This window comes from Pseudomonas sp. GW821-FHT07B01, from assembly GCF_059419065.1.
The window spans coordinates 149,618-175,661 of the sequence record NZ_JBWKRA010000012.1; the positions used below are offsets into that span (position 1 = coordinate 149,618).

At 61.9% G+C, this 26,044-nt stretch carries 28 protein-coding genes; 14 read left to right on the forward strand and 14 right to left on the reverse strand.

Annotation, left to right across the window (positions count from 1 at the left end):
- Positions 1 to 181: 181 nt before the first annotated feature.
- Entirely contained in the window at positions 182 to 1,804 is a 1,623-nt protein-coding gene (locus tag AC07S6_RS15605; RefSeq protein WP_495112595.1) for a 5-guanidino-2-oxopentanoate decarboxylase, read from the reverse strand.
- A 111-nt stretch (positions 1,805 to 1,915) separates the two neighbouring features.
- Here AC07S6_RS15605 and AC07S6_RS15610 point away from each other — a divergent pair, with 111 nt between their 5' ends.
- Positions 1,916 to 2,788 carry a LysR substrate-binding domain-containing protein gene (locus tag AC07S6_RS15610; RefSeq protein ID WP_197882898.1) on the forward strand — a complete coding sequence of 291 codons (873 nt, stop codon included), beginning with the start codon at positions 1,916 to 1,918 and terminating at the stop codon, positions 2,786 to 2,788.
- A gap of 503 nt (positions 2,789 to 3,291) precedes the next feature.
- Here the strand turns inward: AC07S6_RS15610 and AC07S6_RS15615 are convergent.
- Together AC07S6_RS15615 and AC07S6_RS15620 are read right to left on the reverse strand one after the other, a co-directional pair.
- Positions 3,292 to 3,906 (reverse strand): NAD(P)-dependent oxidoreductase, encoded by a 615-nt coding sequence (locus tag AC07S6_RS15615; protein ID WP_495112596.1) that lies wholly within the window; start codon positions 3,904 to 3,906, stop codon positions 3,292 to 3,294.
- Between the two features lie 34 nt (positions 3,907 to 3,940).
- A complete protein-coding gene (locus AC07S6_RS15620) occupies positions 3,941 to 4,807 on the reverse strand; it encodes an MBL fold metallo-hydrolase (protein ID WP_019818268.1) in 867 nt (288 codons plus the stop codon).
- A 105-nt stretch (positions 4,808 to 4,912) separates the two neighbouring features.
- On the opposite strand from AC07S6_RS15620, the gene AC07S6_RS15625 reads away from it, so the two are divergent.
- Positions 4,913 to 5,818 (forward strand): LysR family transcriptional regulator, encoded by a 906-nt coding sequence (locus AC07S6_RS15625; protein ID WP_490613734.1) that lies wholly within the window; start codon positions 4,913 to 4,915, stop codon positions 5,816 to 5,818.
- Between the two features lie 100 nt (positions 5,819 to 5,918).
- Positions 5,919 to 6,098 (forward strand): hypothetical protein, encoded by a 180-nt coding sequence (locus AC07S6_RS15630; RefSeq protein WP_003189580.1) that lies wholly within the window; start codon positions 5,919 to 5,921, stop codon positions 6,096 to 6,098.
- Here the strand turns inward: AC07S6_RS15630 and AC07S6_RS15635 are convergent.
- On the reverse strand, positions 6,091 to 6,966 hold the full coding sequence (locus tag AC07S6_RS15635) for a helix-turn-helix domain-containing protein (protein WP_198862739.1): 876 nt from the start codon (positions 6,964 to 6,966) through the stop codon (positions 6,091 to 6,093). The genes AC07S6_RS15630 and AC07S6_RS15635 overlap by 8 nt on opposite strands.
- A gap of 189 nt (positions 6,967 to 7,155) precedes the next feature.
- On the opposite strand from AC07S6_RS15635, the gene pobA reads away from it, so the two are divergent.
- Positions 7,156 to 8,340, forward strand: a complete 1,185-nt coding sequence (gene pobA, locus AC07S6_RS15640) for a 4-hydroxybenzoate 3-monooxygenase (RefSeq protein WP_495112607.1) — start codon at positions 7,156 to 7,158, stop codon at positions 8,338 to 8,340.
- Positions 8,341 to 8,445: 105 nt separating this feature from the next.
- Positions 8,446 to 9,924 carry an MDR family MFS transporter gene (locus tag AC07S6_RS15645; protein ID WP_495112597.1) on the forward strand — a complete coding sequence of 493 codons (1,479 nt, stop codon included), beginning with the start codon at positions 8,446 to 8,448 and terminating at the stop codon, positions 9,922 to 9,924.
- A gap of 56 nt (positions 9,925 to 9,980) precedes the next feature.
- On the opposite strand, the gene AC07S6_RS15650 is transcribed toward AC07S6_RS15645, so the two are convergent.
- The 3 genes from AC07S6_RS15650 to AC07S6_RS15660 are packed head-to-tail and all read right to left on the reverse strand — an operon-like array spanning position 9,981 to position 12,016.
- A complete protein-coding gene (locus tag AC07S6_RS15650; protein WP_495112598.1) occupies positions 9,981 to 10,820 on the reverse strand; it encodes a cache domain-containing protein in 840 nt (279 codons plus the stop codon).
- A 55-nt stretch (positions 10,821 to 10,875) separates the two neighbouring features.
- Positions 10,876 to 11,346 (reverse strand): cyanase, encoded by a 471-nt coding sequence (gene cynS, locus AC07S6_RS15655; RefSeq protein WP_054920001.1) that lies wholly within the window; start codon positions 11,344 to 11,346, stop codon positions 10,876 to 10,878.
- A 28-nt stretch (positions 11,347 to 11,374) separates the two neighbouring features.
- Positions 11,375 to 12,016: a carbonic anhydrase gene (locus tag AC07S6_RS15660; RefSeq protein ID WP_054919998.1), complete on the reverse strand. Its 642-nt coding sequence runs from the start codon at positions 12,014 to 12,016 to the stop codon at positions 11,375 to 11,377.
- 112 nt (positions 12,017 to 12,128) lie between these two features.
- Between AC07S6_RS15660 and cynR the strand changes: the two genes are divergently transcribed.
- Complete coding sequence (cynR, locus tag AC07S6_RS15665; RefSeq protein WP_495112599.1) at positions 12,129 to 12,980, forward strand: transcriptional regulator CynR; 852 nt, start codon at positions 12,129 to 12,131, stop codon at positions 12,978 to 12,980.
- Positions 12,981 to 13,073: 93 nt separating this feature from the next.
- Here cynR and AC07S6_RS15670 read toward each other — a convergent pair whose 3' ends face one another.
- Positions 13,074 to 13,847 carry a transporter substrate-binding domain-containing protein gene (locus AC07S6_RS15670; protein ID WP_495112600.1) on the reverse strand — a complete coding sequence of 258 codons (774 nt, stop codon included), beginning with the start codon at positions 13,845 to 13,847 and terminating at the stop codon, positions 13,074 to 13,076.
- Positions 13,848 to 14,211: 364 nt separating this feature from the next.
- Between AC07S6_RS15670 and AC07S6_RS15675 the strand changes: the two genes are divergently transcribed.
- The 5 genes from AC07S6_RS15675 (at position 14,212) to AC07S6_RS15695 (ending at position 18,868) form a co-directional block, all read left to right on the forward strand.
- Complete coding sequence (locus AC07S6_RS15675) at positions 14,212 to 15,582, forward strand: glutamine synthetase family protein (RefSeq protein WP_495112601.1); 1,371 nt, start codon at positions 14,212 to 14,214, stop codon at positions 15,580 to 15,582.
- Positions 15,583 to 15,682: 100 nt separating this feature from the next.
- Positions 15,683 to 16,282 (forward strand): class I SAM-dependent methyltransferase, encoded by a 600-nt coding sequence (locus AC07S6_RS15680; RefSeq protein WP_054919994.1) that lies wholly within the window; start codon positions 15,683 to 15,685, stop codon positions 16,280 to 16,282.
- Between the two features lie 122 nt (positions 16,283 to 16,404).
- Complete coding sequence (gene rnd, locus AC07S6_RS15685) at positions 16,405 to 17,538, forward strand: ribonuclease D (RefSeq protein WP_495112602.1); 1,134 nt, start codon at positions 16,405 to 16,407, stop codon at positions 17,536 to 17,538.
- Positions 17,535 to 17,828: a YcgL domain-containing protein gene (locus AC07S6_RS15690; protein ID WP_003189597.1), complete on the forward strand. Its 294-nt coding sequence runs from the start codon at positions 17,535 to 17,537 to the stop codon at positions 17,826 to 17,828. The genes rnd and AC07S6_RS15690 overlap by 4 nt, the downstream gene beginning before the upstream one ends.
- 107 nt (positions 17,829 to 17,935) lie before the next feature.
- A complete protein-coding gene (locus AC07S6_RS15695; protein ID WP_054898832.1) occupies positions 17,936 to 18,868 on the forward strand; it encodes a D-2-hydroxyacid dehydrogenase in 933 nt (310 codons plus the stop codon).
- 60 nt (positions 18,869 to 18,928) lie between these two features.
- On the opposite strand, the gene AC07S6_RS15700 is transcribed toward AC07S6_RS15695, so the two are convergent.
- Positions 18,929 to 19,522, reverse strand: a complete 594-nt coding sequence (locus AC07S6_RS15700) for a nitroreductase family protein (protein WP_054898831.1) — start codon at positions 19,520 to 19,522, stop codon at positions 18,929 to 18,931.
- A gap of 155 nt (positions 19,523 to 19,677) precedes the next feature.
- Here AC07S6_RS15700 and AC07S6_RS15705 point away from each other — a divergent pair, with 155 nt between their 5' ends.
- Positions 19,678 to 20,127: a YcgN family cysteine cluster protein gene (locus AC07S6_RS15705; RefSeq protein ID WP_495112603.1), complete on the forward strand. Its 450-nt coding sequence runs from the start codon at positions 19,678 to 19,680 to the stop codon at positions 20,125 to 20,127.
- A 13-nt stretch (positions 20,128 to 20,140) separates the two neighbouring features.
- Entirely contained in the window at positions 20,141 to 21,361 is a 1,221-nt protein-coding gene (locus AC07S6_RS15710) for a hypothetical protein (RefSeq protein ID WP_054919989.1), read from the forward strand.
- 82 nt (positions 21,362 to 21,443) lie between these two features.
- Here the strand turns inward: AC07S6_RS15710 and AC07S6_RS15715 are convergent, their stop codons facing one another.
- From AC07S6_RS15715 to AC07S6_RS15730, 4 genes are all read right to left on the reverse strand, one after another.
- Positions 21,444 to 21,794 (reverse strand): YgaP family membrane protein, encoded by a 351-nt coding sequence (locus AC07S6_RS15715; RefSeq protein WP_014717485.1) that lies wholly within the window; start codon positions 21,792 to 21,794, stop codon positions 21,444 to 21,446.
- Positions 21,795 to 21,861: 67 nt separating this feature from the next.
- The gene (locus AC07S6_RS15720; protein WP_014717486.1) at positions 21,862 to 22,329 is read right to left on the reverse strand and encodes an RNA methyltransferase; all 468 of its coding nucleotides are present in this window, start codon (positions 22,327 to 22,329) and stop codon (positions 21,862 to 21,864) included.
- A 160-nt stretch (positions 22,330 to 22,489) separates the two neighbouring features.
- Positions 22,490 to 22,864: a YajD family HNH nuclease gene (locus tag AC07S6_RS15725; protein ID WP_003189609.1), complete on the reverse strand. Its 375-nt coding sequence runs from the start codon at positions 22,862 to 22,864 to the stop codon at positions 22,490 to 22,492.
- 89 nt (positions 22,865 to 22,953) lie between these two features.
- Positions 22,954 to 23,640, reverse strand: a complete 687-nt coding sequence (locus AC07S6_RS15730; protein ID WP_003189610.1) for a spermidine synthase — start codon at positions 23,638 to 23,640, stop codon at positions 22,954 to 22,956.
- 78 nt (positions 23,641 to 23,718) lie between these two features.
- Here AC07S6_RS15730 and AC07S6_RS15735 point away from each other — a divergent pair, with 78 nt between their 5' ends.
- Complete coding sequence (locus tag AC07S6_RS15735) at positions 23,719 to 24,000, forward strand: hypothetical protein (RefSeq protein ID WP_014717488.1); 282 nt, start codon at positions 23,719 to 23,721, stop codon at positions 23,998 to 24,000.
- Here the strand turns inward: AC07S6_RS15735 and AC07S6_RS15740 are convergent.
- Positions 23,997 to 26,039: a S9 family peptidase gene (locus AC07S6_RS15740; protein WP_495112604.1), complete on the reverse strand. Its 2,043-nt coding sequence runs from the start codon at positions 26,037 to 26,039 to the stop codon at positions 23,997 to 23,999. The two genes, AC07S6_RS15735 and AC07S6_RS15740, sit on opposite strands and share 4 nt — an antisense overlap.
- Positions 26,040 to 26,044: the final 5 nt, after the last annotated feature.

Here is a 26,044-nt window from a genome sequence, read left to right on the forward strand (position 1 = left end):
GGCCTGCCTTGAATGAACAAGGGCGAATCAGGCCATGGAGCGTGCAGCGGGGCAAATCAGAAAGTCGCAGGGGCTATTGAAAAAATGCGGATGCCGAGTGGTGAGGTAAGCGCGCATTGGGCGTTGGCTGGCAGGGACTCACGGGAGCAAGCTCCCTCGCCACAGGTCCAGCGTTGCGGGATTACAGATTCGTCAACTCCCACCGCCCCTGGTCGATTTCAAGCAGCGTCGGCCCCTGGCGATCAGCAGCAGCATGCAATGCGGTGCGAAGATGTTCGATGCTGCGGATGCTTTCTGCCGCGCAACCCAAGGCCGTGGCCACGCCGATAAAGTCCGGCGTGTAGATGTCCACACCCACCGGCTCGATGTCACGGTTGACCATGTATTTCTTGATCTCTTCATAACCCTGGTTATTCCACAGCAGCACGATCACCGGTGTACGCGCTTCCACCGCGCTGGCCAGCTCCGGCAGGGTAAATTGCAGGCCGCCGTCGCCGATCAGGCACACCACAGGTTGGCCATCGCCGCGCCCGAGCCAGGCACCAATGGCCGCAGGCAGGGCATAACCCAGGGTGCCGTAACCGGTGGAGGAATTGAACCAGCGGCGTGGGTGGTCGAGGTTCAGGGTCAGGTTGCCGCTGTACACCGGTTGAGTGGAGTCGCCCACGAACACCACGCCGGGCAATTCCTCCAGAACCGCGTTGAGAAACCGGGTTTGCGCACGCGTCGAAGCGTCCCAGGCAGGTTCCAGCTCGGCCCACAAACGGGAGGCGCGTGCTGCACCCCAGTCGGCAGTGCGCGGCGCCAGCGGCTGGCGGTTGAGTGCGGTAAGCAGGGCCTGGGCGGCGATGCGTGCGTCGGCCACCAGTGCCACTTGGGGCGGGTAGTTGCGTACGGTCTGGTCCGGGTCGATATCGATGCGCAGCAGCGTTCCGGGAATGTTGAAACCGCCGGCGAAGGTGACGTCGTAGTCGGTCTCCGCCAACTCGGTGCCGATCGCCAATACCACGTCAGCTTCAGCCACCAAGGCACGGGTGGCGGGCAATGTTTGCGTGGAACCGATCAGCAGCGGGTGCGCGGCGGGCAACATACCCTTGGCGTTAATGGTCAAGGTCACGGGCGCGCCGAGGGTTTCTGCGAGGTGGGTCAGTTCGGTGGCGGCGTCAATGGCGCCGCCACCGGCCAGGATCAGCGGGCGCTTGGCCGCAGCCAGCCACTGGCGCATCTGCTCAATGGCAGCCGGGGCTGCGCCGGCACGGGTGACGCTGACAGGCGTGCTGCCCAGCAACGCGTCGGCATTTTCCACCAACACATCCAGGGGGATCTCGATATGCACCGGGCGCGGCCGACCAGCCTGGAACAACGCAAACGCCCGCGCCAGCACGGCGGGCAGTTCGGCCGCTGACATCAAGGTATGGGAGAACGCTGCCACTCCGGCCACCAGTGCGCTCTGGTTCGGCAGTTCATGCAACTTGCCGCGCCCGCCGCCCAACTGGCTGCGTGCCTGCACGCTGGAAATCACCAGCATCGGAATCGAGTCGGCATAGGCCTGGCCCATGGCGGTGGTGATATTGGTCATGCCGGGGCCGGTGATGATAAAGCACACGCCGGGCTTGCCAGAGGTGCGCGCATAACCGTCGGCCATGAAGCCGGCGCCCTGTTCGTGGCGCGGGGTGACATGTCGGATGTTGGAGCGCGCCAAGCCCCGGTACAGCTCCACGGTGTGTACGCCGGGAATGCCGAATACGTGGTCCACGCCGTAGCGTTCCAGGAGGTGCACCAATACTTCGCCGCAGGTCGCCATACAGGTCGCTCTTGTGATGGGGTCGAAGCGCTATTGGAGCGGTTGGCCGGTGGCGGCAACAATCGATAAAAAGTCATACTCGCCATGTCCTCCCGTCATGGCTGCGCCCCGATGAAACGCCTCCCACCGTTACCTGCGTTGCACACCTTCTGGGTCACAGCCCAGTGCTGCAACTTCACCCGTGCCGCCGAACACCTGCACATTACCCAGGGCGCGGTGAGTCGACAGGTGGCCGGGTTGGAAAGCCAGTTGGGCTATGCCTTGTTTCAGCGCCAGGCGCGTGGCTTGAGCCTGACGGAGGAGGGGCGCGAATGGCTGGCATGCGCGCAACAGGTGTTTGGCTTGCTCGCTGACGCGGTGGAGCACATCGGTGACCGGCGCCGCACCTTGCAGCTCAAAGCGTCCACCTGCGTGATGCGCTGGTTGTTGCCGCGCTTGCTGCAATGGCAAAAAGAACGCCCGGATGTGCCGGTGGAGCTCACCACGACGGTGGCCTATAACGTCGACTTTCGTCGTGAGCCGTTTGACGCGGCGGTGATCTACGGGCCCATCGCCGAGCAGTCGGCCGAGGCGCGGCATCTGTTCGACGAGCGTCTCACGCCGGTCTGCGTGCCTGGGTTGCTGGGCAGTTTGCGTACGCCGCAGGATTTGCAGCATCAGGTACTGTTGCACCCGACCCGAGACGAGCGCGATTGGACGTTGTGGCTCAAGGCTGCCAATGCCTGCTTGAGCGACCCCATCCAACGGCACCACTTCGAAACCTTGGACTTGGCAATGACCGTAGCGTCCCAGGGCTCCGGGGTGGCGATGGGCGACAGTGCGTTGATTGGCGAGGATCTGAGGGCGGGGCGGTTGGCGATGCCGTTTGAACTGCGGGTGTCGACGGGGATGGGGTATTTCCTGGTGTATCCGCCGGGGAAGGAACCGTCGGTTGGGTTGGTCGCGCTGATGGATTGGTTGGTCAGTGAGGCCAGTTTGGGATGACAGCCAACGCCTATCTGCCTGACTCGCCGCGATCCAAATGTGGGAGCTGGCTTGCCTGCGATGGCGGCCTGAAAGCCGACACCCATCTACCTGACACCCCCGCGATCCAACTGTGGGAGCAGGCTTGCTCGCGAAGGCGGCCTGACAGCCGACCAGAATCTTGGATCAGACCGTGTACATATCCATTATTTAGGTAACGGCTGCTTATGGTTCCGCTTTTACAGCGGGTCACTTTTGGAAGGACCCAAAAGTAACCAAAAAGTCCTCGCCCCACCACTCGGCACCTCGCTTGGGCTCGGTGTGCCCGAACACAGGCTTGAATCCGTGGGCCGCCGCCACGCGCCATCCATGGCGCGGGGCGGCTAACCCGGCGTCCTGCCGGGTTACCCACGAATTCAAGCCTGCGTTCGGCCAGCGTGGTTTAACGGGGCGCCTAAGATCAAGATCAAAAGCAGATCAAAAGCGGCTCGCTTCGCATCGTGGTTAGCGTTGACGGCGTTGGGTCAGTAGCCGACTGTGAAGCGCTGGCGCGAGTGCTTCGGGTTTTCCACTTCATCCAGCATGGCGATGGCGAAGTCGGCAAAACTGATCGAGCTGTTGCCGTCACTGTTCACCAGCAGATCATCCGTGCCCAAGCGGAATTTGCCCGTGCGCTCGGTGCCGTCGAACAGGGCCGATGGCGACAGGAAGGTCCAATCCAGCTCCTTTTCCTGGCGCAGCGTTTCCAGGAATTGCGCCCCGGCACTGGCTTCAGCTTTATATTCAGCCGGGAACCCTTCGCTGTCGATCACGCGCCCGCCACCGGGCAACAACAGCGAACCTGCGCCGCCGACCACCAACAAACGTTTCACCCCGGCCTTTTTCACCGGGCCGATCACGGCGCTGGCGGGAAGCGTGGCGAAGTGCGCCGCGCTGATCACCACGTCGCTACCGCTGATGGCGTGTTGCAAGGCCTCGGCATCCAGGGCATCAACCTGTTTGACCGTAACGCCTGGGCGCACAGCCAGCTTGTCGGTATTGCGGGCGATGGCGATGACGGTATGCCCGCGACGCAGCGCTTCTTCCAGCAGTTGGCTACCGGCGCGGCCAGTGGCACCAATGATTGCGATCTTGCTCATGATGTTCTCCAACAGGGTTAAGGTTTAAAGCCAGTTACCACTTCATTTCGCCCTTGGCGACTTTGGCGCTCAGTTCCAGCGAGCTTTCGTCGGCGAGGGTGGGGTAGCGTTTTTTCATGGCCGCAATCAGGGCGGCGGAGTCCTTGGCCTTGGCGGTTTCGAGGTCGAAGGCCTTGATGTAATCAGCGGTGAAGGTGACCGAGGCCAGCGATGGCGTGCCCAGGTAATGGCCCGGCACCACGGTGTTCGGCTTCAGGTCTTCAATGCGCGTGAGGGTGGCCAACCAGTCTTTATGGGATTGCGCGCTCTGGGTATCGGCCATCCAGACGTGGATGTTTTCAGCGACCACCACACCACCGACCACGGCCTTGATCGACGGAATCCACACAAAGCTGCGATCTGGCTGCGGGCCGTCGAGGCCCACCACTTCAAGCTGCTGTCCTTCCAGGGTCAGGCTGTGGCCTTTAAGTACCTGCGGTACAAGGGTCTTGGCCGGTTTGTCTGCGCCCATTTTCGGGCCCCAGAAGGCCAGCTTGTCGGCGACAGTGGCGTTGATATGGTCGACCACCGGCTGCGGCGCCAGCACCTTGGCGTCGGGGAAAGCGGCGGTGAGGGTGTCCAGGCCGAAGTAGTAGTCCGGGTCGCCATGGCTGATGTAGATGGTGGTCAGGTGCTTGCCGCTGGCGCGGATCTTCTGCACCAGCTGCTCGGCTTGGCCTTTGCCGAATTGCGCATCCACCAGGATCGCGTCTTTCTCGCCGCTCACCAGCACCGAGCTGACCGGGAAGATCGCGGCTTCGCCTGGGTTGTACACGTCGAGTTTCAGCTCTGCCGCTGCTGCGTGGGCAGCGAAGGCCAGGGCGGCGGTGGCCAGGGTCAAGCGTTTGAAGGTCGAGAACATCGGGCAGCTCCTGCCATCGGTAAGGGATGCACAGAGCTTAGTTGCATAAAACACGACAAAAAATGCGATGCTGGGACATAGTTTGTTTCTAAAATCGGGCAAATCATGGATCGTCTTCAAGCAATGCGCGTGTTTGTCACCGTGGTGGACTTGGGCAGCCAATCCGCCGCTGCCGACCACCTTGACCTGTCGCGCCCGGTGGTCTCGCGCTACCTGGCCGAGCTGGAAGACTGGGTGGGCGCACGCTTGCTGCACCGCACCACGCGCAAGCTCAGCCTCACCGCCGCCGGCGGAGAAACGCTGCCGCGTTGCCGGCAATTGTTGGAACTGTGCGGTGATATGCAGGCCGCCGTCAGCGAGCCCGATGATGCGCCCCGAGGCCTGTTGCGCCTGAGCGTCAGCACTTCGTTCGGCCAGGCGCAGCTGGGCGCGGCGATTGCCGAATACGTCAAGCTTTACCCCTTGGTGACGGTGGATTTGCAAATGCTTGATCGCACGGTGAACCTGGTGGACGAGCGCATCGATCTGGCGATCCGCACCAGCAACGATCTGGACCCCAACCTGATCGCCCGGCGCCTGACCGTATGTCGCTCGGTGGTGTGCGCCACACCGGCTTATCTGCGCGAGCATCCGGCGCCGCAGAAAGTCGAAGACCTGGCCCGGCACAATTGCCTGACCCACTCTTACTTCGGCAAGAGCCTGTGGCATTTCGAAGAAAACGGAGAGCACGTGTCGGTGCCGGTCCACGGCAATATCACGGCCAACGAAGCCAGCACGTTAATGCGCGTGACGCTGGCCGGGGCAGGGGTGGCGATGCTGCCCAGTTATCAGGCCGGCGAGCTGATTCGCAGTGGGGAGTTGGTGCGCTTGCTGCCGCACGCCGAGCCACGACAAATGAACATCTATGCGGTGTACGCCTCACGCAAACACATGCCTTCGGCGCTGCGTAGCCTCCTGGATTTCCTGGTGCTGCGGTTTCCCGAAGAGCCGGTTTGGGACGTAGGGCTCTGAGGTGAAATAAGCGCGCTGAATGGCAGCGCATCATGGCAAGTTGCCCTGACTGACCTATGCTTTAAACAGCACCCTGTAGATCCGTTCAGAGGTCTGTGCCATGAGCATCAAAACCAGAAAGTACCTGACGATTTTCACCCTCTGCGCATTGGCGACGGCGCTGTATGGGACTGCCGCCTACCGCGTCGAGCAAACGCGCATGCAGCCAGCGGCGTTCGCTATCAGCTGCCATCAGGACCAATGCGTTCCCCGCACCGGCAGTTTCAGTGCGCTCAGGTAGGCTGCTCTGCCTTCAGTTGTTCACGAAACGCCTTGGGTGAAAACCCGACCCTGCGGCGAAACAGCCGTGAGAAGTTGGTCGGGTCGGAAAAGCCCAGCACTTCGGACATCTCGTTGATGGTCATGCTGGTGTAGGTCAGCAGGCGCTTGGCTTCCAGCAATTGGCGGTCATGCATGATCTGCAACGCCGGTTGCCCACCCAATTCCCGACACGTCCCGTTCAAGTGTGAGACCGAGATGCCCAGCTTGTGGGCCAGGTCTTCAATCTTCGGGTGTTCGCGGTAATGCTGTTCGACCAGTTGCGTAAACCGCCGAAAGTACTCACGACCCCGCGGCGCGCGTGGATGGCGGCGCTGGATCGCCTGGCGGCTGACCCATACCAACAACACGCTGACCAGGGCGTGCAGCATCATGTCCCGTGCCGGTTGGTCATCGGCGTATTCGTCCTGCAAGCGTACGAACAGGCTGTTCAAGTAATCGCTGTCCTTGCCCGCCGGGTAGCTGCCGAGTGTGTGCAGGCCATCGACGGTAGAGTCCAGTTGCGCCTGCAAGTGGCTGACCAGCGGCGCCGAAAGCGTTACCACAAACCCTTCCACATCCTCGGAAAAACGAAAGCCATGCACGCACAGCGGTGGCAGCACTTGCAGGCTCGACTCGTTAAGCGTGGTGCGCTGGCCCTCGATTTCCAGTTGTGCCTGGCCTTTGTGCACATACAGCAACTGGCACAGGTCCGCGTGCCGGTGGGGCTGGATTTCCCACTGGTATTCCCGACTGCGCCGGGAAATGGTTTCGCAGTGCAACAAATCGGGAGTCGGCCACTGCTGGCTTTCCCCGTAAAGCTTGAAGACCGGAATCGCGGTTTTGGTCATGGTTTCAATCCGATACTCAGGATAATGGTTCGGTAATCGCCCCGATTGGCGAAAAGCACAGGTTTTGACGCAGTTTTCACCTTCTTATGAGCCTCACTCAAGTGAAAAATGTCAGCCACAAGAGCAATGACAACTCTTTCACTCCATACGTTCGCGTGAAGCTTGAAGGTCATAAAAATAATGAAAACCCTGAAAACCCAAGTCGCCATTATTGGTGCCGGTCCTTCCGGATTGCTGCTCGGCCAACTGCTGCACAACGCTGGCATCCAGACCCTCGTTCTAGAGCGTCAGAGCGCCGATTACGTACAAGGCCGTATCCGCGCCGGTGTGTTGGAACAGGGCATGGTCGACCTGCTGCGCGAAGCCGGGGTCAGCCAACGCATGGACGCCGAGGGTCTGGTGCACGACGGGTTTGATATTGCCCTCAATGGTCAACTCACCTCCATTGACCTCAAGGCCTTGACCGGCGGCCAGTCGGTGATGATCTACGGCCAGACCGAGGTCACCCGCGACCTGATGGCCGCCCGCGCAGCCGCCGGTGCCATCACCCTGTACGAAGCCTCCGATGTTCAACTCCATGACCTGAAAAGTGAACAGCCCTGGCTGACCTTTGAGCACGAAGGCCAAGCCTACCGCCTGGAGTGCGATTACATTGCCGGCTGCGACGGTTTCCATGGCGTGGCCCGCCAGTCGATACCGGCGCAAGCGCTGAAGGTGTTCGAACGCGTCTACCCCTTCGGCTGGCTGGGCGTGCTGGCCGACACGCCGCCGGTACATGCCGAACTGGTGTACGCCAAACACGCGCGGGGTTTTGCGCTGTGCAGCATGCGGTCGCCGACCCGCAGCCGTTACTACCTGCAAGTGCCGGTCGAAGAGAAGCTGGAAGACTGGGCGGATGAACGTTTCTGGGATGAACTCAAAAGCCGCCTGCCCGGCTCATTGGCCGAACAATTGGTGACCGGCCCGTCGATCGAGAAAAGCATCGCGCCGCTGCGCAGCTTTGTGGTGGAACCCATGCAGTACGGGCGCCTGTTCCTGCTCGGCGATGCCGCGCACATTGTGCCGCCCACCGGTGCCAAGGGCTTGAACCTGGCAGCCAGTGATGTGAGCACCTTGTTCCGCATCTTGCTCAAGGTGTACCGCGAAGGGCGCCTGGACTTGCTGGAAAAATACTCGGCAATCTGCCTGCGCCGAGTGTGGAAAGCCGAGCGGTTTTCCTGGTGGATGACCTCGATGCTGCATCAGTTTCCCCAGGCGGATGACTTCAGCCAGCGTATTGCCGAAAGCGAACTGGACTATTTCATTCACTCCCAGGCCGGGCGCAAAACCATCGCAGAAAATTACGTCGGCCTTCCTTACGAGCCTATCGAATAGCCTGCTATCGTATCGAGCATTCCCACCGGTGACCGTTGCCTGTGGGCCCTGCTCGAAGGTTCTGCCGTGACTCACCTCAATTAGCCCGCTCCAACCGTTCCCGCCGTGCGCAGTATCCTGGTCGCGCTGATGATGGCGATCTTCCTGGGTGCCCTGGACCAGACCATTGTCGCCGTGTCCATGCCGGCCATTTCCGCGCAGTTCCATGACGTCAACCTGCTGGCCTGGGTGATCTCCGGCTACATGGTGGCGATGACCGTGGCGGTGCCGATCTACGGCAAGTTCGGTGACCTGTATGGGCGCCGGCCCATGATGCTCATCGGCATGGGCCTGTTCACCCTGGCGTCGTTGTTTTGCGGCCTTGCGCAAAGCATGGAGCAACTGGTGCTGGCTCGGGTTCTGCAGGGTATCGGCGCTGGCGGGATGGTCTCGGTGAGCCAGGCGATCATTGGCGACATTATTCCTCCCCGCGAACGGGGACGTTATCAAGGGTATTTCAGCAGCATGTACGCGGTGGCCAGCGTGGCCGGGCCGGTGCTGGGCGGTTATATGACCGAGTACCTGTCGTGGCGCTGGGTGTTTTTGATCAACCTGCCACTGGGCGTCGGCGCCTGGTACGTGGCCCATCGCACCCTGGTGGGGCTGCCGGTGCCGCAGCGCAAGCCGATCATCGATTACCTCGGCACGGTGCTGATGATCGTCGGCCTCACCGCCTTGTTGCTGGGCATCACTGAAATCGGCCAGGGCCATTCGTGGCGTGACGATCAAGTGCTGGGGTTGCTGGCCTGCGCACTGATGGCGTTAAGCGTGTTTGTGTGGCACGAACGCCGGGCGCGGGAACCGCTGTTGCCGATGCACTTGTTTGCCAACCGCAGTGCGGTGTTGTGCTGGTGCACGATTTTCGTCACCAGCTTCCAGGCGATTTCCCTGACAGTGCTGATGCCCCTGCGCTACCAGACCGTGACCGGCGCTGGGGCCGACAGCGCAGCCCTGCACTTGCTGCCGTTGGCGATGGGCTTGCCGATGGGCGCGTATTTCGCCGGGCGCATGACCTCGGTGACCGGCCGCTATAAACCGATGATCCTCAGCGGCGCGGTGTTGAGCCCGCTGGCGATTCTCGGCATGGCCTACAGCGCGCCCCAGGCGGTGGCGCTTACCAGCGTCTTCATGTTGTTGTGCGGTATCGCCGCCGGCATGCAGTTCCCGACCTCGTTGGTGGGGACGCAGAACTCGGTGGAGCAACGGGATATCGGTGTGGCCACCAGCACCACCAACCTGTTTCGCTCCCTGGGCGGGGCAGTGGGGGTGGCTTGCATGTCGGCGTTGCTGCTGGCGCTGTTGCACGATTCCAGTTTCGCCCATTTGACGAGCGGCGCACTGGTGGCCGAAGGCAGTTCCGGCAACGTACTGCTCGACGGCCTCAACGCCGCACCCGGCCCGGCGCAGGATGCGTTGCGCGGCGAGCTGGCGGTGACGTTCCGGCATTTGCTGATGGTGAGTGCGGCGGTGTCGCTGCTGGGGTTGGCAGCAGCGATAGCGATGCCGAATCGGGTACTGCGCGGCCGTGAAGACAAAGTTAGATAAGCGGACGCGGAGCGTCCCAGGCGGCGTTCCCACGCAGAGCGTGGGAACGATCAGGATCAGGGGCTGTAATACCCGACCGCAACCATGAAATGCCCGCTCTTGCGCACATAGGCGTGCTTGTTCTCGACCTTGCCGGTCACCGGGTTTTTCCAGCGGTATTTGTATTCGCCCTGGTCCTGTTCAGCCATCATCTGGAGGATCGGCACACCCACCGGTTTGCCATCCGGGTCCTTGATCTTGGCAAAATCGGTGTTGATCAGGCGCAGGTTGGTGCCATGGGCGACGTAGCGCTGCGTGTTCAGGTCCACCACGAATACGTAGAGATCATCTTGCAGGAAGCCGCGTTGCAAGGAGTTGATCGCCTTGAGCGTGCCGGCTTCATCCTTGACCAACGCCTCCACCGCCTTGTTGCGCAGCGCCCGTGCCTGTTCCGGTGTGGCGCGCGGCAAGTAATAACCGACCGCCAGGATGCGTTCGCCCACGCGCTGATAAAACACGTGTTTATGTTCGACCTTGCCGTCATTCCAGTTCTGCCAGCGGTAGTCAGCCTGCTGGATACCCTGGTTTTCGGGCACCTTGAGCGCGTCCTTGAAGGATTGGCGCAAATCTGGTCCGAGTACCTCGGACACATCGCGACCTATGAGCGCGGAGGAGGGCCCGCCACTGGCCAGCAGTACGCCTTTTGTATCGACCACAAACACATAACGGTCCTGGTCGATGAACTCGCCCTGACGGCTGAAAGCGGCGAACGCCTTGTCACCTTGCTTGTGGTAGTACGCCAAGGCCTTTTCCAGCAGGGCCTTGGCGGCTTGGGCATCCGCTTCCTGTGCCGTGGCGGCATGCACCTGGCTGCAACACAACAGCAGCAGCCAGGTGAATCGGAGCAGTCTCTTCATTTACCCGTCCCTCGTTCTTGTTGGTGTGCCAAGAGCGTAGACGGTTGGCGGCGAATCAGAAGGGTTTGGTCGGCAGGTATTTGCCGTCCAGGGTGATGACCGCACGGGAGCCGCCGTCCGGGTCTTCGACTTTCTTGATGTCCAGTTTGAAGTTGATGGCGCTGATGATGCCGTCGCCGAATTGCTCATGCACCAGGGCTTTCAAGGTAGAGCCGTAGACTTGCAGCATTTCATAGAAACGGTACATGGTTGGGTCGGTCGGCACACCGCTCGGGAAGCTGCCGCGCAACGGGACGCTCTGCAGCAGGCGGCTGGCGTCCTCGTCGAGACCGAGTTTGCCGCACACGATGTCGGACGCCTCCTTGGGCAGCGGGTGCTGGCCGAGCAGGGCTGCGGTGACGAATGCCAGGCTCAGCCCGGTGCCGTCGGTGAGGTCCTGCCACGACAGGTTTTTGCGTGCCTTGAGGTCGATAACGGTGTCGGCCAGGGCCAGACGTGGGGTTTGGGCGAATTGGGATTGCAACATGGTGACGTCCTCTTGGGTTGAATAAGGTTCAGGCAGCGTGGGCGCGGGTGCTGGGGTGGTCGAGCAGGGAGACGAAGCGCCCGGTGTGCCCGTCCAAAGCGTCGATGCCGCCGGTTTCGATGTCGTACACCCAGCCATGCAGGTTCATCCGGCCTTGTTCCAGCGCCAGGGCGACAGAAGGGTGAGTCTTGAGATTAGCCAGTTGGGCGACCACGTTTTCGCGCACCAACGAATCCAGGCGTGCAGCGTCCGAGACATGCGTGCGAGCGGCATTTATCACCTTGGCCGACTCGGCATGGCGCAGCCAGTTGGCCACGGCGGGCAGGTGGTCCAGGCATTTGCAGGTAGAAATGGCAGTCATCGCACCGCAGTCCGAGTGCCCGCAAATCACAATGTCGCTGACGCCCAGCACCGCAACGGCATATTCGACTGTGGCCGACACACCTCCTGGTTCCGGGCCGTAGGACGGCACTATGTTGCCGGCGTTACGGATGACGAACAGGTCACCGGGTTCCTGCTGGGTCAACAGCTCGGGGACTACGCGGCTGTCAGAGCAGGACACGAACAAGGTGCCGGGGTTTTGCGTAGTCGCCAGGTGTTTGAACAAGTCACTGCGAGGGGTAAAGGCTTCACGTTGGAATTTGCGAAAGCCGTCGATGAGATGCTGCATGGTGGTTCTCCTTGCGTCGCTGATGGGGCAAGGATGGAAGTTTTCGGCTATAGCGTCCAAGATCGGTTTATTATGCTTTCTATAAGTCATGCCTATAGTTGGAGCGCTGCCCATGCTGTTGCGTCATATCCGTTACTTGCTGGCGGTTGCCGAGCATCGCAATTTCACGCGTGCCGCCGAGGCGCTACATGTCTCGCAACCGACCTTGTCGCAACAGATCAAGCAACTGGAAGAAAGCCTGGGCGCGCCACTGCTGGACCGTTCCGGGCGCAGTGTCAGCCTGACCGACGCGGGGCAGGCCTATGTGCGTTATGCGCGGCTGGCCTTGCAGGATCTACAGGCCGGCACCCGCGCCATACATGACGTGCAGGACCTGCGCCGGGGGCATTTGCGCCTGGCCATGACGCCGACCTTCACCGCCTACCTGATCGGCCCGCTGCTGGCACGCTTCAATGCGTTGTATCCCGGCATCACCCTGAGCATTGAGGAACTGACCCAAGACCGCATCGAAGCCGCCCTGGGCGAGGACCTGCTGGATATCGGCATCGGCTTTACCGGCGAGCATGGGCTGGAGATCCACTGCGAGGCGCTGTTTGTCGAAGAGCTGAGCCTGGTCGTCAGTGCCAGCCATCCAGAACGCACACAACCAGCCTGGCTCGAACAGCCCCTGGTGCTACTGAACACAGGCTTCGCCACCCGTCGCTATATCGACGACTACTGCCACCAGCAAGGGGTTAAACCGCAGATTGCCATGGAGGCCAATTCCATCAGCGCGATTATCGAAATCGTGCGCAGCACGCCCCTGGCAACCATCCTGCCCCGCGCACTGGCCGAGGCCCAGGCAGGCCTGCATGCCGTGGCGATTGCCCCACCGTTGCCGCAGCGCACCGCGGCACTGCTGAGCCGCAAGGGCGCGTATCGCAGCGCTGCGTGTGCGGCGTTTGTAGCGTTGATCAAGGCGTAGGGCCGGGCTGACGCCCCAGGATCCCAATGTGGGAGCTGGCTCGCCTGGGATGACGGCCGGACAATCAACACCGATCTACCTGGCACCCCGCATTCAAGGCGCAGCCAACCACTGCCCCACAATCCCCGCATACGCCCCCGTCGCCACACTTAAATGCAACCACTGATCCACGTAACTCTTCCAGGCCACATCATCGCGCGGCAACAAAAACGCTTTTTCACTGTACTGCATCGGTTGCTCCGGGTTGACCGCGCACAACCCAGGCTTGAGCTTCTGCTGATAACGTGCCTCGCTGGCGTCGGTAATCATCACATCGGCTTTGCCCGCCAGCAGTTCATCAAAAATCGTCACGTTGTCATGCAGGCGAATCTGCGTCTGGCCCAGGTGCGCACGGGCAAACACTTCATTGGTGCCACCGGCGGGTTCGATCACTCGCACCTGGGGCTGGTTGATCTGTTCCACCGTCTGGTAGCGCTGCACATCGGCGCAGCGCACCAGTGGGATCTTGCCATCGACCCCGAGAGACTGGCTGAAGAAGGCTTTTTTCTGACGTTCCAACGACACGGAAATACCGCCCACCGCGATGTCGCAGCGTTGGGCCAGAAAGTCCGGCATCAGGGTTTTCCAGGTGGTGGGCACCCAGTTGATTTTGGCGTTGAGGCTCTTGGCCAGAGACTCGGCCATGGCAATGTCGATACCTTCATAGCCGCCGTCGCTGCGCAGCGAGGTGTAAGGCTTGTAGTCGCCGGTGGTACACACGGTGAGGGTACCGTGCGCAATCACGTCGTCAAGGCGAGATGCAGCGGTGTCGGCCTGGGCGACAGTGGCCAGGCTTGCCAGTACACAGAGGGCCAGAGGCGCTTTCATGGGGTCGAATCCTTGGGGCACGGTCGGGGGCTCATTATTTCCAGCACAGGGCAGGGTGGCAAGGCGCGGTGAATGTTTAGCCAAACTGCAACCAAACTCCATCAAGCCTGAATTTACTCGCGTATCCTCGCGTGTGACGCTCCAGTCTCTCTATCACTGTGAACCGCGCATGCACGCTTGCCCTGACACTCACACCGCGACATTGCCGTCTGCGCTTGCGTTCTGGGCCTTGTTCCATTGCCGACACGCGCGCCCGCCAGATACCTCTCTCCTACGTTGATCTACCCCAAGGATGACGCGCACCTGTGCGCATCTGCCCGGCGGCGCCTGCGCGCTTGCCTGACGCAAACGTATGAGAATTCCCATGAGTGTTTTTGCCAGCCTGCATGAAGCCCAGACCTTCCTTGAACAGAACCCCGACATTGAGATGTTCGAGCTGTTTATCCTCGATAACAACGGCGTACCGCGCGGCAAGCTGCTGCACCGCGACGAACTGCTGGCGGTGTACGAAAGTGGCCGGCCTCTGCCCAGTACCATCCTCGGCCTGACCATCAATGGCGATGACGTAGAAAACTCCGGGCTGGTCTGGGAGGTGGGAGATATCGACTGCCGCGCCTATCCGATCAGCGGCAGCTTGCAGCGCATGCCATGGCGCTTGATCCCCACCGCAGCGGTGCAAGTCAGCATGCACCCCACCGAAGGTCTGCCCGCCACCGTGGCCGACCCCAGGCACCTGCTGGCCAATGTTATCGAGGCGCTCAAGGCCGACGGTTATTACCCGGTGATGGCGGCGGAGCTGGAGTTCTATCTGCTCGACCAGAAGCCCGACAGCAACGGCCGCCCGCAACCGGCGCGGGATGTGGATGGCAAGCGTCCGCGCTCGACCCAGGTGTACGGCCTGCGCGAGCTGGAGCAGATCGAGCCGTTTCTTGCCGACCTCTACAGCGCCTGCAAACTGCAAGGCATTCCGGCGCGCACGGCTATCTCCGAGTACGCGCCGGGCCAAGTGGAAATCACCCTCGAGCACCGCACCGACGCGCTGCAGGCGATGGACGAAGCCGTGCGCTACAAACGCCTGGTCAAGGGCGTGGCGCACAAACATGGAATGACCGCCTGTTTCATGGCCAAGCCGTTCGACGACCTGGCCGGCACCGGCATGCACATGCACGTCAGCCTGGCCGATGCCCAGGGCAATAACCTGTTTGCCAGTGAAGCGACCGACGGCACGCCACTGCTGCGCCAGGCCGTGGGCGGCATGCTCAGTACCTTGCTCGATTCACTGTTGATGTTCTGCCCCAACGCCAACTCTTATCGACGCTTCCAAACCAACAGCTATGCGCCGCTCGCTGCCACTTGGGGCGTGGACAACCGCACCGTCAGCCTGCGTGTGCCCGGTGGCCCGGCTCCATCCCGGCATATCGAACACCGCATCTGCGGTGCCGACGCCAACCCCTACCTGGCGGCTGCTGCGATCCTGGCCGGCATTCATCGAGGCATCCGCGAACAGCTCGACCCTGGCGCCCCGGTGCAAGGCAACGGCTACGCCCAGGCCAAGGAACTGCTGCCCACCGACTGGCTGACCACCTTGCGCGCGCTGGAAACCTCCCGCTGGGCACCGGATGCGTTCGGGCGCGAATTCCTAGGCGTTTACCTGGCGGTCAAACGTGCCGAATACCGCCAGTTCATGGGCGAGGTGGGGGAGCAGGATTGGCGGTGGTACTTGCATCAAGCGTGACCGGTTTTAGCGGTGTGGGCTTTCGACCTTTTTTTCACGTTGCGAAGGTTAAGCTGCGGATCAAGGTCGTTCACTACCGTTTCATTCACATGAGCCCGCGATGTCGCCACAACCTCCATCCTCCATCGAGACCGAATTCACCGAGCGCTATGACCGTGAGCATGCCAGGGGCTGTGGCGACCCGCGTCCGCCCAGGCTGTTGCAGCGCCTGTCGGCGTGGCGCGATGCGCGGTTGGTACGCCAGGCCCTGAAAGTGGCGGGCGAGCCAGGGCTTATCCTCGACCTGGCGTGCGGTTCCGGGCGCTTCTGGCCGGTGCTGGCCGAACACGTCAACCGTGTGATCCTGGCCTCGGACAACTCCCAGGCGATGCTCGATCACGCGCGCACCCATCACCCGGGTACGTTGCTCAAGCGTGTCAAAACATTCCAGGGCTCGGCGTTTTCCATTGGCCTTTCGGCGAATGCGGTGGACTGCATTTTCTGCCTGGATTTGTTTCGCCATGTGCCCGGCAGCGATGCACGACTCATGTTATTGCATGAGTTTCACCGCGTCAGTCGCGACACGGTGATTGTTGCCGTGAACGTGGGCACGCCGGTAGAGAGCGAGTTTCGCCAAGCCGGCTTCAAAATCCTCAATTACCAAGAGTTCCTGCCGGGCTCGCGGCGATGGTGCGTCTACGTTTTGCGTAAGAGAGGATAACGCCCGTTTGTCGGACTATTCTTCATCTCCTGTCGGAGTTTTCATGATGGCGTGTGCACTGCGGATGCTCGCAAGCCCCTTTCGCGATATATACTGCGCGCCATTCTTCAAGGGAGAGCCGTGTGGCCATCGATATTCACTGGATCTGCGACAACGATAGCCTCGGCCAGCATTGCGCCGAATGGCAGCAGTTGCCATTCGTCGCCCTCGACACCGAATTCATGCGGGTCGACACCTTTTACCCTATTGCCGGGCTGATCCAGATCGGTGATGGCGTGCGCGCTTACCTGATCGACCCCCTGACTATCGACAATTGGCAACCCTTGGCCGCCTTGCTGGAGAACCCGGCGGTGATCAAGGTGGTGCACGCCTGCAGCGAAGACCTGGAAGTGCTGTTGCGCCTGACTGGCAGCTTGCCAGTGCCGTTGTTCGACACCCAATTGGCGGCGGCGTACCTCAACCTCGGTTTCTCCATGGGCTACTCGCGCCTGGTGCAGGCGGTGTTGGATATCGAGCTGCCCAAGGGCGAAACCCGCTCCGACTGGCTGCAGCGGCCATTGTCGGAGACGCAGGTCAGCTACGCCGCCGAAGACGCGGTGCACCTGGCCGAGGTTTACACCCGCCTGCGCCCGCAACTGTCGGACGACAAATACGGGTGGGTATTGGAAGACGGCGCCGAACTGGTGGCCAACCTGCGCCGTGAGATCGACCCCTACGAGGTGTACCGCGACGCCAAGCTGGCGTGGAAGTTGTCCCGTGCCCAACTCGCGGTGCTGCGTGAACTCTGCGCCTGGCGCGAGCAGCAGGCCCGTGCCCGCGACTTGCCGCGCAACCGCATCGTTCGCGAACACTCTCTGTGGCCCCTGGCCAAATCCCAGCCGGATAACCTCGCCGCCCTGGGCAAGATCGAAGACATGCACCCGCGCACCGTGCGTCAGGACGGCCAGTTCCTGCTGGACCTGATCAAACGCACTGCCAGCCTGCCCATGGACCAATGGCCGCCTGCCGTGGCAGAGCCGTTGCCGGTGGACGCTGCAGCGTTGATCAAGCAACTGCGGGCCCTGGGCCAAACCTTCGCCGAGCGCCTGGACATGGCGCCGGAACTGATGCTGCGCAAGAAAACCCTCGAAGCCCTGGTTAAAAGTGGCTACCCCGATGGGCCTTACCAATTGCCAGACTCGCTGCGTGGCTGGCGCCGCGAGTTGATGGGCCAGGCGTTGCTCGACAGCCTGGCCAATGCCGGAGAACAGCCTTGAAACGTATTTGCTCCATCTACCGCAGCAAGAAAAAAGACGGCATGTACCTCTATGTGCTCAAAAGCGATGCCCTGGAGCGCGTACCCGAGCCGTTGATGGAAGCCTTCGGCAAGGCGCATCACGCCTTTGACATGGTGCTGACGCCGGAGCGCAAGCTGTCGCGCGAAGACATCGCCGTGGTGCTGGAAAACCTCGACAAGCAGGGCTACCACCTGCAAATGCCGCCGGCCGAGGACGAGTACATCGAGCACTTGCCCGAAGAGCTGCTGCGCCGCAACGACCCGATGTGATCGACCAGTGCCCGCTTCAGGGCACAGCTTCAATGGAATCGTATTAGAGGACGGTGGCCGTAAGGATGCGGGCGGCCGTCTGCACTGTTTTTTCAAAGGTTTGAACCATGCGTGTTCTGATTGCTGAACAGGATCATCCGCTCTACGCCCAATTGCTCAGGGACGCCGCCCCAGACCTCGAAGTGCTGACCAGCGGCGATTCGGCCGAACTCTCGCGCCTGGCCGCCGACTGTCCGGTGTGGCTGGGCCAGCCCGATCTGTTGGCGACCCTGCTGCGCCAGGGCCATCATCCGCAATGGCTGCAATCGACTTGGGCGGGCATCACGCCACTGCTGGCCGATGGCTTGCCACGCGACTATCGGCTGACCCGCGCGGTAGGCATTTTTGGCCAGGTCATGGCCGAGTTTGTCCTCACCTACATGCTGGGCCACGAGCGCGAAGTGCTGGCGCGGTTGGTCAGCCAGGTGGAGCGCAAATGGGATAACCGCATGGGCCAGAGCCTGGCGGGGCGTAAGGCGCTGATCGTCGGCACCGGTGACATCGGCCAGCGCGTGGCCGAGTTTCTGCTGCCGTTCGGCGTGCAGTTGTATGGCATCGCCAGCCAGGCCCGCGAGCAGGCACCGTTTATCGAAGTGGCGGGGCTCGACCAGTTGGGCCGGCTGGTGGGGGAGGTGGATTACGTGATCAACCTGCTGCCCAACACGCCTGATACCCATGACCTGTACGACGCGGCGCTGTTCAAGCAATTCAAACCCACCGGTTTGTTTATCAACGTCGGACGCGGCGTGGCGGTGGTGGACGCCGACCTGGTCGAGGCGCTCAAAGAAGGGCACCTGGCCGGCGCGGTGATCGACGTGTGCCGCCAGGAGCCCTTGCCGCAACGCCATCCGTTCTGGACGGCGTGGGGTTTGCTGTTGACCGGGCACAGCTCGGCCCCGACCTCGCCGCCGATGATGGTGGCGTTGTTTGTGCAGAACCTGCGGGCGTATCAGGCCAAGCAAGCGCTGCGCGGGGAAGTGGATTTCGAGCGCGGCTACTGACAAAACGCGGAAAAATGTGGGAGCGAGCAAGCCCGCTCCCACATTGAGTGTATGCAAGTCTTAGAGACTGAAGTCACCCTCGGACACCAGCTCGCTCAACGGCTTGCGCGGGCTCGGCATTTCGCGCCCTTGCAGGTACTCCGGCAAACTCGACTTGTCACCCAGCTTGCCCACCGCCACGGCCGCATGCAGCGCATAACCCTGGGGAATCTTGAGCTCCTTGCGGGTCAGTTCCTGGTCGAAACCGGCCATGCCGTGGGTGTGCCAGCCACTGAGGCTGGCTTGCAGCGCCAGGTGGCCCCAGGCCGAGCCGGTGTCGAAGGTGTGCCACAGCGCCGGGGTTTCTTCGGTAGCACCGGGGGCGATGAAGTCGGTTTTCGACGCGATGATGATCAGGGCCGACGCATGCTGCGCCCAATTGCGGTTGAATTCATTCAGCAGGCCCAGGAAGCGCTCCCAGTCCGGCGTGTCACGGCGCGCATACAGAAACCGCCACGGCTGCGAGTTGTAGGCCGAAGGCGCCCAGCGTGCCGCTTCGAAGAAACTCAGCAGCGTCTCCTGCGGGATGCTCTCGCCGGTAAAGGCGCGGGGCGACCAGCGCTCGGTGAATTGGGTGTGGATCGGATAATCGGCAACACGGGGGTTATTGCTCATGGACAGACCCTGATGGAAAAAAAACGGGATTCAAAACTACTGCGCCCACCCAGGCCTGACAAGTCTTGCAACACCGTCAGTCGTAAGCGCTTGGCCCCAACGGGCTTGGGCACTAGACTGGCGGCCTTTTCACCTTCCGATACTGATGCAGAGCCATGGCCGCCAAAGTCGAACCTTTCTGGATACGCAAAACCCTTGAGCACCTCGACCAAGAGGAGTGGGAGTCATTGTGCGACGGCTGTGGCCTGTGCTGCCTGCAAAAGCTTGAGGATGAGGACGACAACAGCGTTTATTACACGCGTATCGCCTGCAAACTCCTCGACCTGAAAACCTGCCAGTGCACTGATTACCCCAACCGCCGCGCCTCGGTGCCTGATTGCATTCAGCTCACACCGGGCCAGGCCGATCAGTTCAAATGGTTGCCGCCGACCTGCGGTTACCGCCTGGTCAGCGAGCGCAAGGACTTGCCGCTGTGGCATCACCTGGTCTGCGGCGACCGTGATGCGGTGCACGACGAACGCATTTCCCAGTCCGGGCGCATGCTCAGCGAAGGCAGCGTGCCCGAGGACGACTGGGAGGATTACCTGATTTTCCGCGCAGGCTGAATGAGGAGTGTGTATGAAGGTGGCCGCCAAGTGGGCAGCGGGCCTGGTCGTGCTGGCGCTGAGCGGACCGGGCTGGTGCGCGAAGAAAGTCGACCTGGATTACCACATCAAGCTGTTGCCCCAAAGCCAGCAGGCCGAGGTGCGCGTCAGCCTGTCCCAGGGCGCGGCGGTGCGCAGCCTGAACTTCGACCTGGGCCGCGACGGTGACTACAGCGACTTCAAGGCCGATGGCCAGTGGCAAGTCACGGGCAACCGTGGCCTGTGGCAACCCAGCCCTGACAAGGCCAGCCTGACCTACCGGGTGCGCCTGGCCCATGCGCGCAAGCCCGGCGTGTATGACACACGCATCACGCCCGGCTGGGCGTTACTGCGCGGCGAAGACCTGGTGCCGGCCGCCCGTCTCGACCAGCAAGACGGCGTCGAACTGGTCTCACGCCTGATGTTTGAACTGCCGACGGGTTGGAAGAGCGTCGAAACCGCCTGGCCGCGCATCGGCCAGAACAAATTCCGCATCGACAACGTGTCCCGCCTGTTCGACCGCCCCACCGGCTGGATGCTGGCGGGCAACCTCGGCAGCCGCCGCCTGCGCCTGGGTGATACCGACGTCACCGTGGCCTCGCCCAAGGGCCAGGGGATGCGCCGCATGGACGTGCTGACGTTACTGACGTTTGTCTGGCCCCAGGTGGAGGCCGCGTTCCCGCGCCATCCTGGCAAACTGTTGATTGTCGGTGCCAGTGACCCGATGCGGCGGGGCGCTTATTCGTTACGCGATTCGATCTACCTCAACAGCCGCACGCCGCTGGTTGGCGAAAATGGCAGCAGCCCGTTGCTGCGCGAAGTGGTGCAGGCCATCGGGCGCTTTAATGACCACGACAGTAGTGACTGGATCAGCGAGGGCTTGGGCGAGTACTACGCGATTGAGCTGATGCGGCGTGCCGGTGGCATCACCGATGAACGCTATGCGGCGATCCAGGCGCGGCTGACCAAAGAAGGCAAAGATGTCACCACTCTCAAAGGCGAGCACGTCAACGGCGCGACGCTGGCGCGTTCGGTGGTGGTATTGCAGGAACTGGACCGTGAGATCCGCGTGAAGACCCACAACAAACGCTCCCTGGACGATCTGGCGCAGGCAGTGATGCGGGTGAACAGCATCAACACCAAAGAGTTCGTGCAGTTGGCCGAGAGTGTGATCGGTGAGTCTTCGGTGGTACTGGACAGCAAACTGCTGCGCTGATCCAAACCCCTGTGCAATTCAAAATGTGGGAGGGGGCTTGCCCCCTCCCACATTTGAATCTCCAGCATGTCCAAGTCTCAGGTCAGGCTTTAGGTTTCACAGCCTTTTCAGCCGCCACTTCAGCCTTGGTCTTCAGGTTCTTCAACTCTTCCCCGGCGCGCTCGATTTTCGTGCGCACGCTGTTCATTTCCTGGCGGCCCTGTTCCAGTTTGTCCTTGAGCGAACTGTGCCCTGTAAAGCCACGGGCCAGTGCCACGCCACCAATCGCCACCTGGATCAAGCCGAAAATCCCGCCGCGGCGCAGGCCTTTACCCACCATCATTACCCCGCCGGCCACCGAGCCGATGCGCTCCCAGCCATGCACGTTCTGGGTGGGTTGAGGCTTCAAGGGGGCGGCTTCGATGATAGGTCGCAAGGTTTTGCTGTCGCTCATGATCAGTCTCCAACAAGGGCAAGTGTTACTAGCTGACTGCGCGCATGTGCCGGATGTTCCCGCAATATCAGTACTTGGGGCCCGAACGGGTGTTGTTGCCCTTGGCCAGGCGGTCATAGAGCACCACGTTGACCGTGGCCGCCAGGTTCATGCAGCCGGTGGTGGGGATGTACACCACGTCCTCGCACCAGTCGCGGATCTCTTTGTCCAGGGAGCCGTCTTCGGGGCCGAAGATATACAGCGCGCGGTCGGGGTGGGTGTATTCAGGCAACGGGCGGGCGCCGTCGACCAATTCCACGGCGACCGGGATGCAGCCTAAGGGCAGGATCTTTTTCAGGTCGTCGATGCCGATCAGCGGGATATCGTGGTGCACCTTCTTGGTGTCGGTGATGAAATCCCGGGCGCGCTCGTAACGCACGCCGGTGTAGAACACCGAGGCCACCCCGTAACAGCCGGCGGCACGCATCACCGAGCCGACGTTTTCGGGGGATTTGGGGTTGTACAGACCGATGCAGCTGTAGCGTTTATTGCCCACGGGGAAGGGTGCCTTGAGAAAAACGGCGATTATACGGCCTGGGGGGATGCAGTGCTTGGACGATCGTCATCGCGGGCAAGCCCGGCTCCCACCGGGAAATACATTCCTACTGTGGGAGCTGGCTTGCCTGCGATGAGGCCGGAACAGGCAAAGAAAAGCTTCAGTCGTCCTTCTTCATCAACCCCGCCAACGCCGCAAACGGGTTGTGCGTCGCCTTGGCAATGCTCGGGCTGCTGGTGGAGCCTTCGCCGAAGTACTGCTGGTCGGTGTAGCGCGAGTGTTCGTTGTCGTGGCAGTACAAGCACAGCAACTCCCAGTTGGAACCGTCCTGGGGGTTGTCATCATGGTTGTGGTTGCGGTGGTGAACGGTCAGTTCACTCAAGCGCTTGCCGGAAAACTCACGGGCGCAGCGGCCACACACGTGGGGGTACATCTTCAAGGCTTTATCGCGGTAGCCCATTTCGCGGTCGCGCTGGGCATCGGCAAGGATGCGGTCCAGCTTGGCGGTGTGGGAGGGCGGGTTGTTCGAGCTCATCATGGCTCCTGGCTATTATTGGGTGGTTCACGGACAAGGTTGATTCTAGCTGCTCCCACAGGGGATTGGCGCGATTGAATAAACCGCGATCAGCCCTTGAGCTTCTCTGCAATCCAGATGGTATGCCGCGTGCCCTTGTTGCCATGGGCAAATACTTGCACTTCTTCGGCCTTGAAGCCGGCCTTGCGCAGTTTGTCACTGAACAGCTTGTCGGCGCTGGCCGACCACACGGCCAGCACGCCCTTGGGGCGCAGGGCCTTGGCACACGCGGCCAGGCCACTGGCCGAGTACAACCAACTGTTAGCTTTTTGCGTGAGCCCTTCAGGGCCGTTGTCGACGTCGAGCATGATCGCATCAAAGCCTTGGGGCTCGGCCTGCAGTACCTTGGCCACGTCTTCCTGGCGGACCACGGTGCGCGGGTCCAGCAGCGGGCGTCCGGATTTCTCCCCCAGCGGCCCTCGGTTCCACTCCACGACGCCGGGCACCAGTTCGGCCACCACCACTTCGGCGCTCTTGCCCAAATGCTTGAGCGCCGCGGCCAGGGTAAAGCCCATGCCCAGACCGCCGATCAGCACCCGTGAACCCGGGCGTCCGGCCACTTTGCGGCAGGGAATCTCCGCCAGGGCATCTTCGGAGCCATGCATGCGCGTGTTCATCAACTGGCCACCGTCACCGCCCTGGATCTTGATGACAAAGTCCTCGCCGTATTCGAACAGGCACAAGGCGCCGCCGTTGTCGGGGATTGGGGTGGTGTCCAGCAGAACGAAACGTTTCATGGAAATCTCATTGGGAAGGGCATTCTTGCGCGGTTGGGAGTAGCCTTAGGGCATTCCGGTCAGGCCATGGAGCCATCGATGAAGTGCAGCATTCTAACGGTCATTGTGTTGAGCGCGCTCGCATTGGGTACCGCGCAGGCTCAGGAGTTACAAACCGTACCGGTCGCGCCCGCGCCAACCCCAGGCGCGCCGGGCACGCCAACGCCCACGTTGTACCCGCAAGTCACGCCGCCCGTTGCGCCCAAGACCCATAATGGCTCGCCACCGCTGGCGCCCATCGTGCTGCCGGCGCCGCCCAAGGACCAGACGGTCCCTGGCCTGCAGCAAAACGACAGCAAGCCGAAAACGCCGGGCGGTTAGACCAGACCGAGGGCCTTGAACACAAAGGCATATTCGAGGGCGACGTCACGTAAGCCCTGATAGCGCCCGCTCATGCCGCCATGGCCGGCACCCAGCTCGGTCTTGAGCAGCAGCAGGTTGTCGTCTGTCTTGGTATCCCGCAGCTTGGCCACCCACTTGGCGGCTTCCCAGTACTGCACGCGGCTGTCGTTATAGCCGGCGATCACCAGCGTGGCCGGGTAAGCCTGGGCACGGACGTTCTCGTAGGGCGCGTAGGCCTTGATGCGCGCGTACACTTCGGGGTCCTCGGGATTGCCCCATTCGTCGTACTCGGTGATGGTCAGTGGCAGTTCCGGATCGAGCATGGTATTGAGCACATCGACGAACGGCACTTCCGCAATCGCCGCCTGGAACAATTCCGGACGCTGGTTGAGCACCGCGCCGATCAGCAGGCCGCCGGCACTGCCGCCGCTGATCGCCAGTTGTGGGGAGGTGGTCAGGCCCTCGGCGATCAAATGTTCGGCGCAGGCGATAAAGTCGCTGAAGGTGTTCTGCTTGTGTTCCTGCTTGCCGTTGCGATACCAGGCCTCACCCAGCTCACCGCCGCCGCGCACATGGGCGATGGCAAACGCCACGCCACGGTCCAGCAAGCTCAGGCGCGCATGGGAGAACCACGGGTCCAGGCTTGAGCCGTAGGCACCGTAGCCATACAGGTACAGCGGCGTCGGCTTGCCGAGCTGGTCACGCTTGACCACCAGGCTGATGGGTACCTGGGTGCCATCGGCAGAAGTGGCCCACAGGCGTTGGCTGATGTAATCGTCGGCGTTGAAGACGCCCAGCACCGGGGTTTCCTTGAGCACGACCTGCGCGCCTGTCGCCAGCTCGAGCTGGCGCACTTGGGCGGGACGGTTCAAGGCCTCATAGCGCAGGCGGATCTTGTCGCTGGGAAACTCGAGGCTGTTCTGTACGTAGAGGCTGTAGGCGGCGTCAGGCAATTGCACCCGATAGGCCGGCACGTTCTCGGGGTGTACTTCGATAACCGGCAGGCCACCAATGCGCAGGCTCAAGGTCATGGCGTCGGCGTTCAGGCTCACGCCGTCAAGCATGACCTCGTCGCTGTGGGGGATCAGGTTCTGCCAGTCGGCTTCGGTGGGCGGCGTGCCGGTGTCGGCGGCCACGTACAGCGCATGGTTGATGCCGTCGCGGTTGCTGCGGATAAACCAGGTCCACTGGCCATTGCGCTTGCCGTGGTCGACGTCGTATTCGTGGTCTTCGACCCGTGGCGCCAGGCAGGTGAAGGCCAGGTGCGGTTGCTCGGCGTCCAGCGCCCAGACTTCGCTGGTGGTCTTGCTGCCCAGGGCCAGCAACAGTTGGCGTTCGGAGCTTGAGCGGTAGCAATGCAGGAAGAAACGGCCGTCGGGCTCGTGGAACACTTCCTGCGCGGCGGTGCCGTCCAGGCGATAGCGATACAGCTTGTGCGGGCGATGGGTGTCGTCCAGCTCACCGAAAAACAGGGTCAGGCTGTCATTGGCCCAGGTCATGCTGCCATCGCAGTTGTCGAACGCCAGTTCGCTGACCTTGTCGGTCGCCAATTCCTTCACGAACAGGGTGTAAATCTCTTCGCCGCTGGTATCGAGGCTGTAGGCCAGGCGTTGGTGATCGGGGCTGATGCTGAACGCGCCCAGGGAGAAAAAGCCGCCATTGGCCAGCACGTTCGGGTCCAGCAACAGCTCTTCGCTGCTGGTGTCCACCTGGTTGCTGTCATCGGCCGGGCGGCGGCAGCGGTAGTGGCGGGCGTATTCGTCGCCGGCGGTGGTGCGGGTGTAATACAGATACGGGCCCCAAGGGGAGGGCAGGGACAGGTCGGTTTCCAGAATGCGGCCCTTGATCTCGTCGAACAGGGTCTCGCGCAACGCCTGCTGATCGGCGAGTTGGGCTTCCTGCCAGGCGTTTTCGGCCTTGAGGTAGTCGAGTACCTCAGGGTTGTCGCGTTCTTGCAGCCAGGCGTACGGGTCTGGGCCTGGGGCCTTGCGGGCAATCGGTGCGGTGGAAATAGGCATGGATA

What these genes read in the sequence shown, in the direction of transcription:
- AC07S6_RS15650 (WP_495112598.1), bottom strand. Translation starts at nt 10,820, where the DNA reads ATGAAGAGACTGCTCCGATTCACCTGGCTGCTGCTGTTGTGTTGCAGC.
- AC07S6_RS15620 (WP_019818268.1), bottom strand. Translation starts at nt 4,807, where the DNA reads ATGTTCTCGACCTTCAAACGCTTGACCCTGGCCACCGCCGCCCTGGCC.
- AC07S6_RS15725 (WP_003189609.1), bottom strand. Translation starts at nt 22,864, where the DNA reads ATGAGCTCGAACAACCCGCCCTCCCACACCGCCAAGCTGGACCGCATC.
- AC07S6_RS15735 (WP_014717488.1), top strand. Translation starts at nt 23,719, where the DNA reads ATGAAGTGCAGCATTCTAACGGTCATTGTGTTGAGCGCGCTCGCATTG.
- AC07S6_RS15615 (WP_495112596.1), bottom strand. Translation starts at nt 3,906, where the DNA reads ATGAGCAAGATCGCAATCATTGGTGCCACTGGCCGCGCCGGTAGCCAA.
- AC07S6_RS15605 (WP_495112595.1), bottom strand. Translation starts at nt 1,804, where the DNA reads ATGGCGACCTGCGGCGAAGTATTGGTGCACCTCCTGGAACGCTACGGC.
- AC07S6_RS15705 (WP_495112603.1), top strand. Translation starts at nt 19,678, where the DNA reads ATGGCCGCCAAAGTCGAACCTTTCTGGATACGCAAAACCCTTGAGCAC.
- AC07S6_RS15700 (WP_054898831.1), bottom strand. Translation starts at nt 19,522, where the DNA reads ATGAGCAATAACCCCCGTGTTGCCGATTATCCGATCCACACCCAATTC.
- AC07S6_RS15740 (WP_495112604.1), bottom strand. Translation starts at nt 26,039, where the DNA reads ATGCCTATTTCCACCGCACCGATTGCCCGCAAGGCCCCAGGCCCAGAC.
- cynS (WP_054920001.1), bottom strand. Translation starts at nt 11,346, where the DNA reads ATGTTGCAATCCCAATTCGCCCAAACCCCACGTCTGGCCCTGGCCGAC.
- AC07S6_RS15695 (WP_054898832.1), top strand. Translation starts at nt 17,936, where the DNA reads ATGCGTGTTCTGATTGCTGAACAGGATCATCCGCTCTACGCCCAATTG.
- AC07S6_RS15670 (WP_495112600.1), bottom strand. Translation starts at nt 13,847, where the DNA reads ATGAAAGCGCCTCTGGCCCTCTGTGTACTGGCAAGCCTGGCCACTGTC.
- AC07S6_RS15710 (WP_054919989.1), top strand. Translation starts at nt 20,141, where the DNA reads ATGAAGGTGGCCGCCAAGTGGGCAGCGGGCCTGGTCGTGCTGGCGCTG.
- AC07S6_RS15730 (WP_003189610.1), bottom strand. Translation starts at nt 23,640, where the DNA reads ATGAAACGTTTCGTTCTGCTGGACACCACCCCAATCCCCGACAACGGC.
- AC07S6_RS15610 (WP_197882898.1), top strand. Translation starts at nt 1,916, where the DNA reads ATGAAACGCCTCCCACCGTTACCTGCGTTGCACACCTTCTGGGTCACA.
- AC07S6_RS15715 (WP_014717485.1), bottom strand. Translation starts at nt 21,794, where the DNA reads ATGAGCGACAGCAAAACCTTGCGACCTATCATCGAAGCCGCCCCCTTG.
- AC07S6_RS15630 (WP_003189580.1), top strand. Translation starts at nt 5,919, where the DNA reads ATGAGCATCAAAACCAGAAAGTACCTGACGATTTTCACCCTCTGCGCA.
- AC07S6_RS15635 (WP_198862739.1), bottom strand. Translation starts at nt 6,966, where the DNA reads ATGACCAAAACCGCGATTCCGGTCTTCAAGCTTTACGGGGAAAGCCAG.
- AC07S6_RS15680 (WP_054919994.1), top strand. Translation starts at nt 15,683, where the DNA reads ATGTCGCCACAACCTCCATCCTCCATCGAGACCGAATTCACCGAGCGC.
- cynR (WP_495112599.1), top strand. Translation starts at nt 12,129, where the DNA reads ATGCTGTTGCGTCATATCCGTTACTTGCTGGCGGTTGCCGAGCATCGC.
- AC07S6_RS15660 (WP_054919998.1), bottom strand. Translation starts at nt 12,016, where the DNA reads ATGCAGCATCTCATCGACGGCTTTCGCAAATTCCAACGTGAAGCCTTT.
- AC07S6_RS15675 (WP_495112601.1), top strand. Translation starts at nt 14,212, where the DNA reads ATGAGTGTTTTTGCCAGCCTGCATGAAGCCCAGACCTTCCTTGAACAG.
- AC07S6_RS15625 (WP_490613734.1), top strand. Translation starts at nt 4,913, where the DNA reads ATGGATCGTCTTCAAGCAATGCGCGTGTTTGTCACCGTGGTGGACTTG.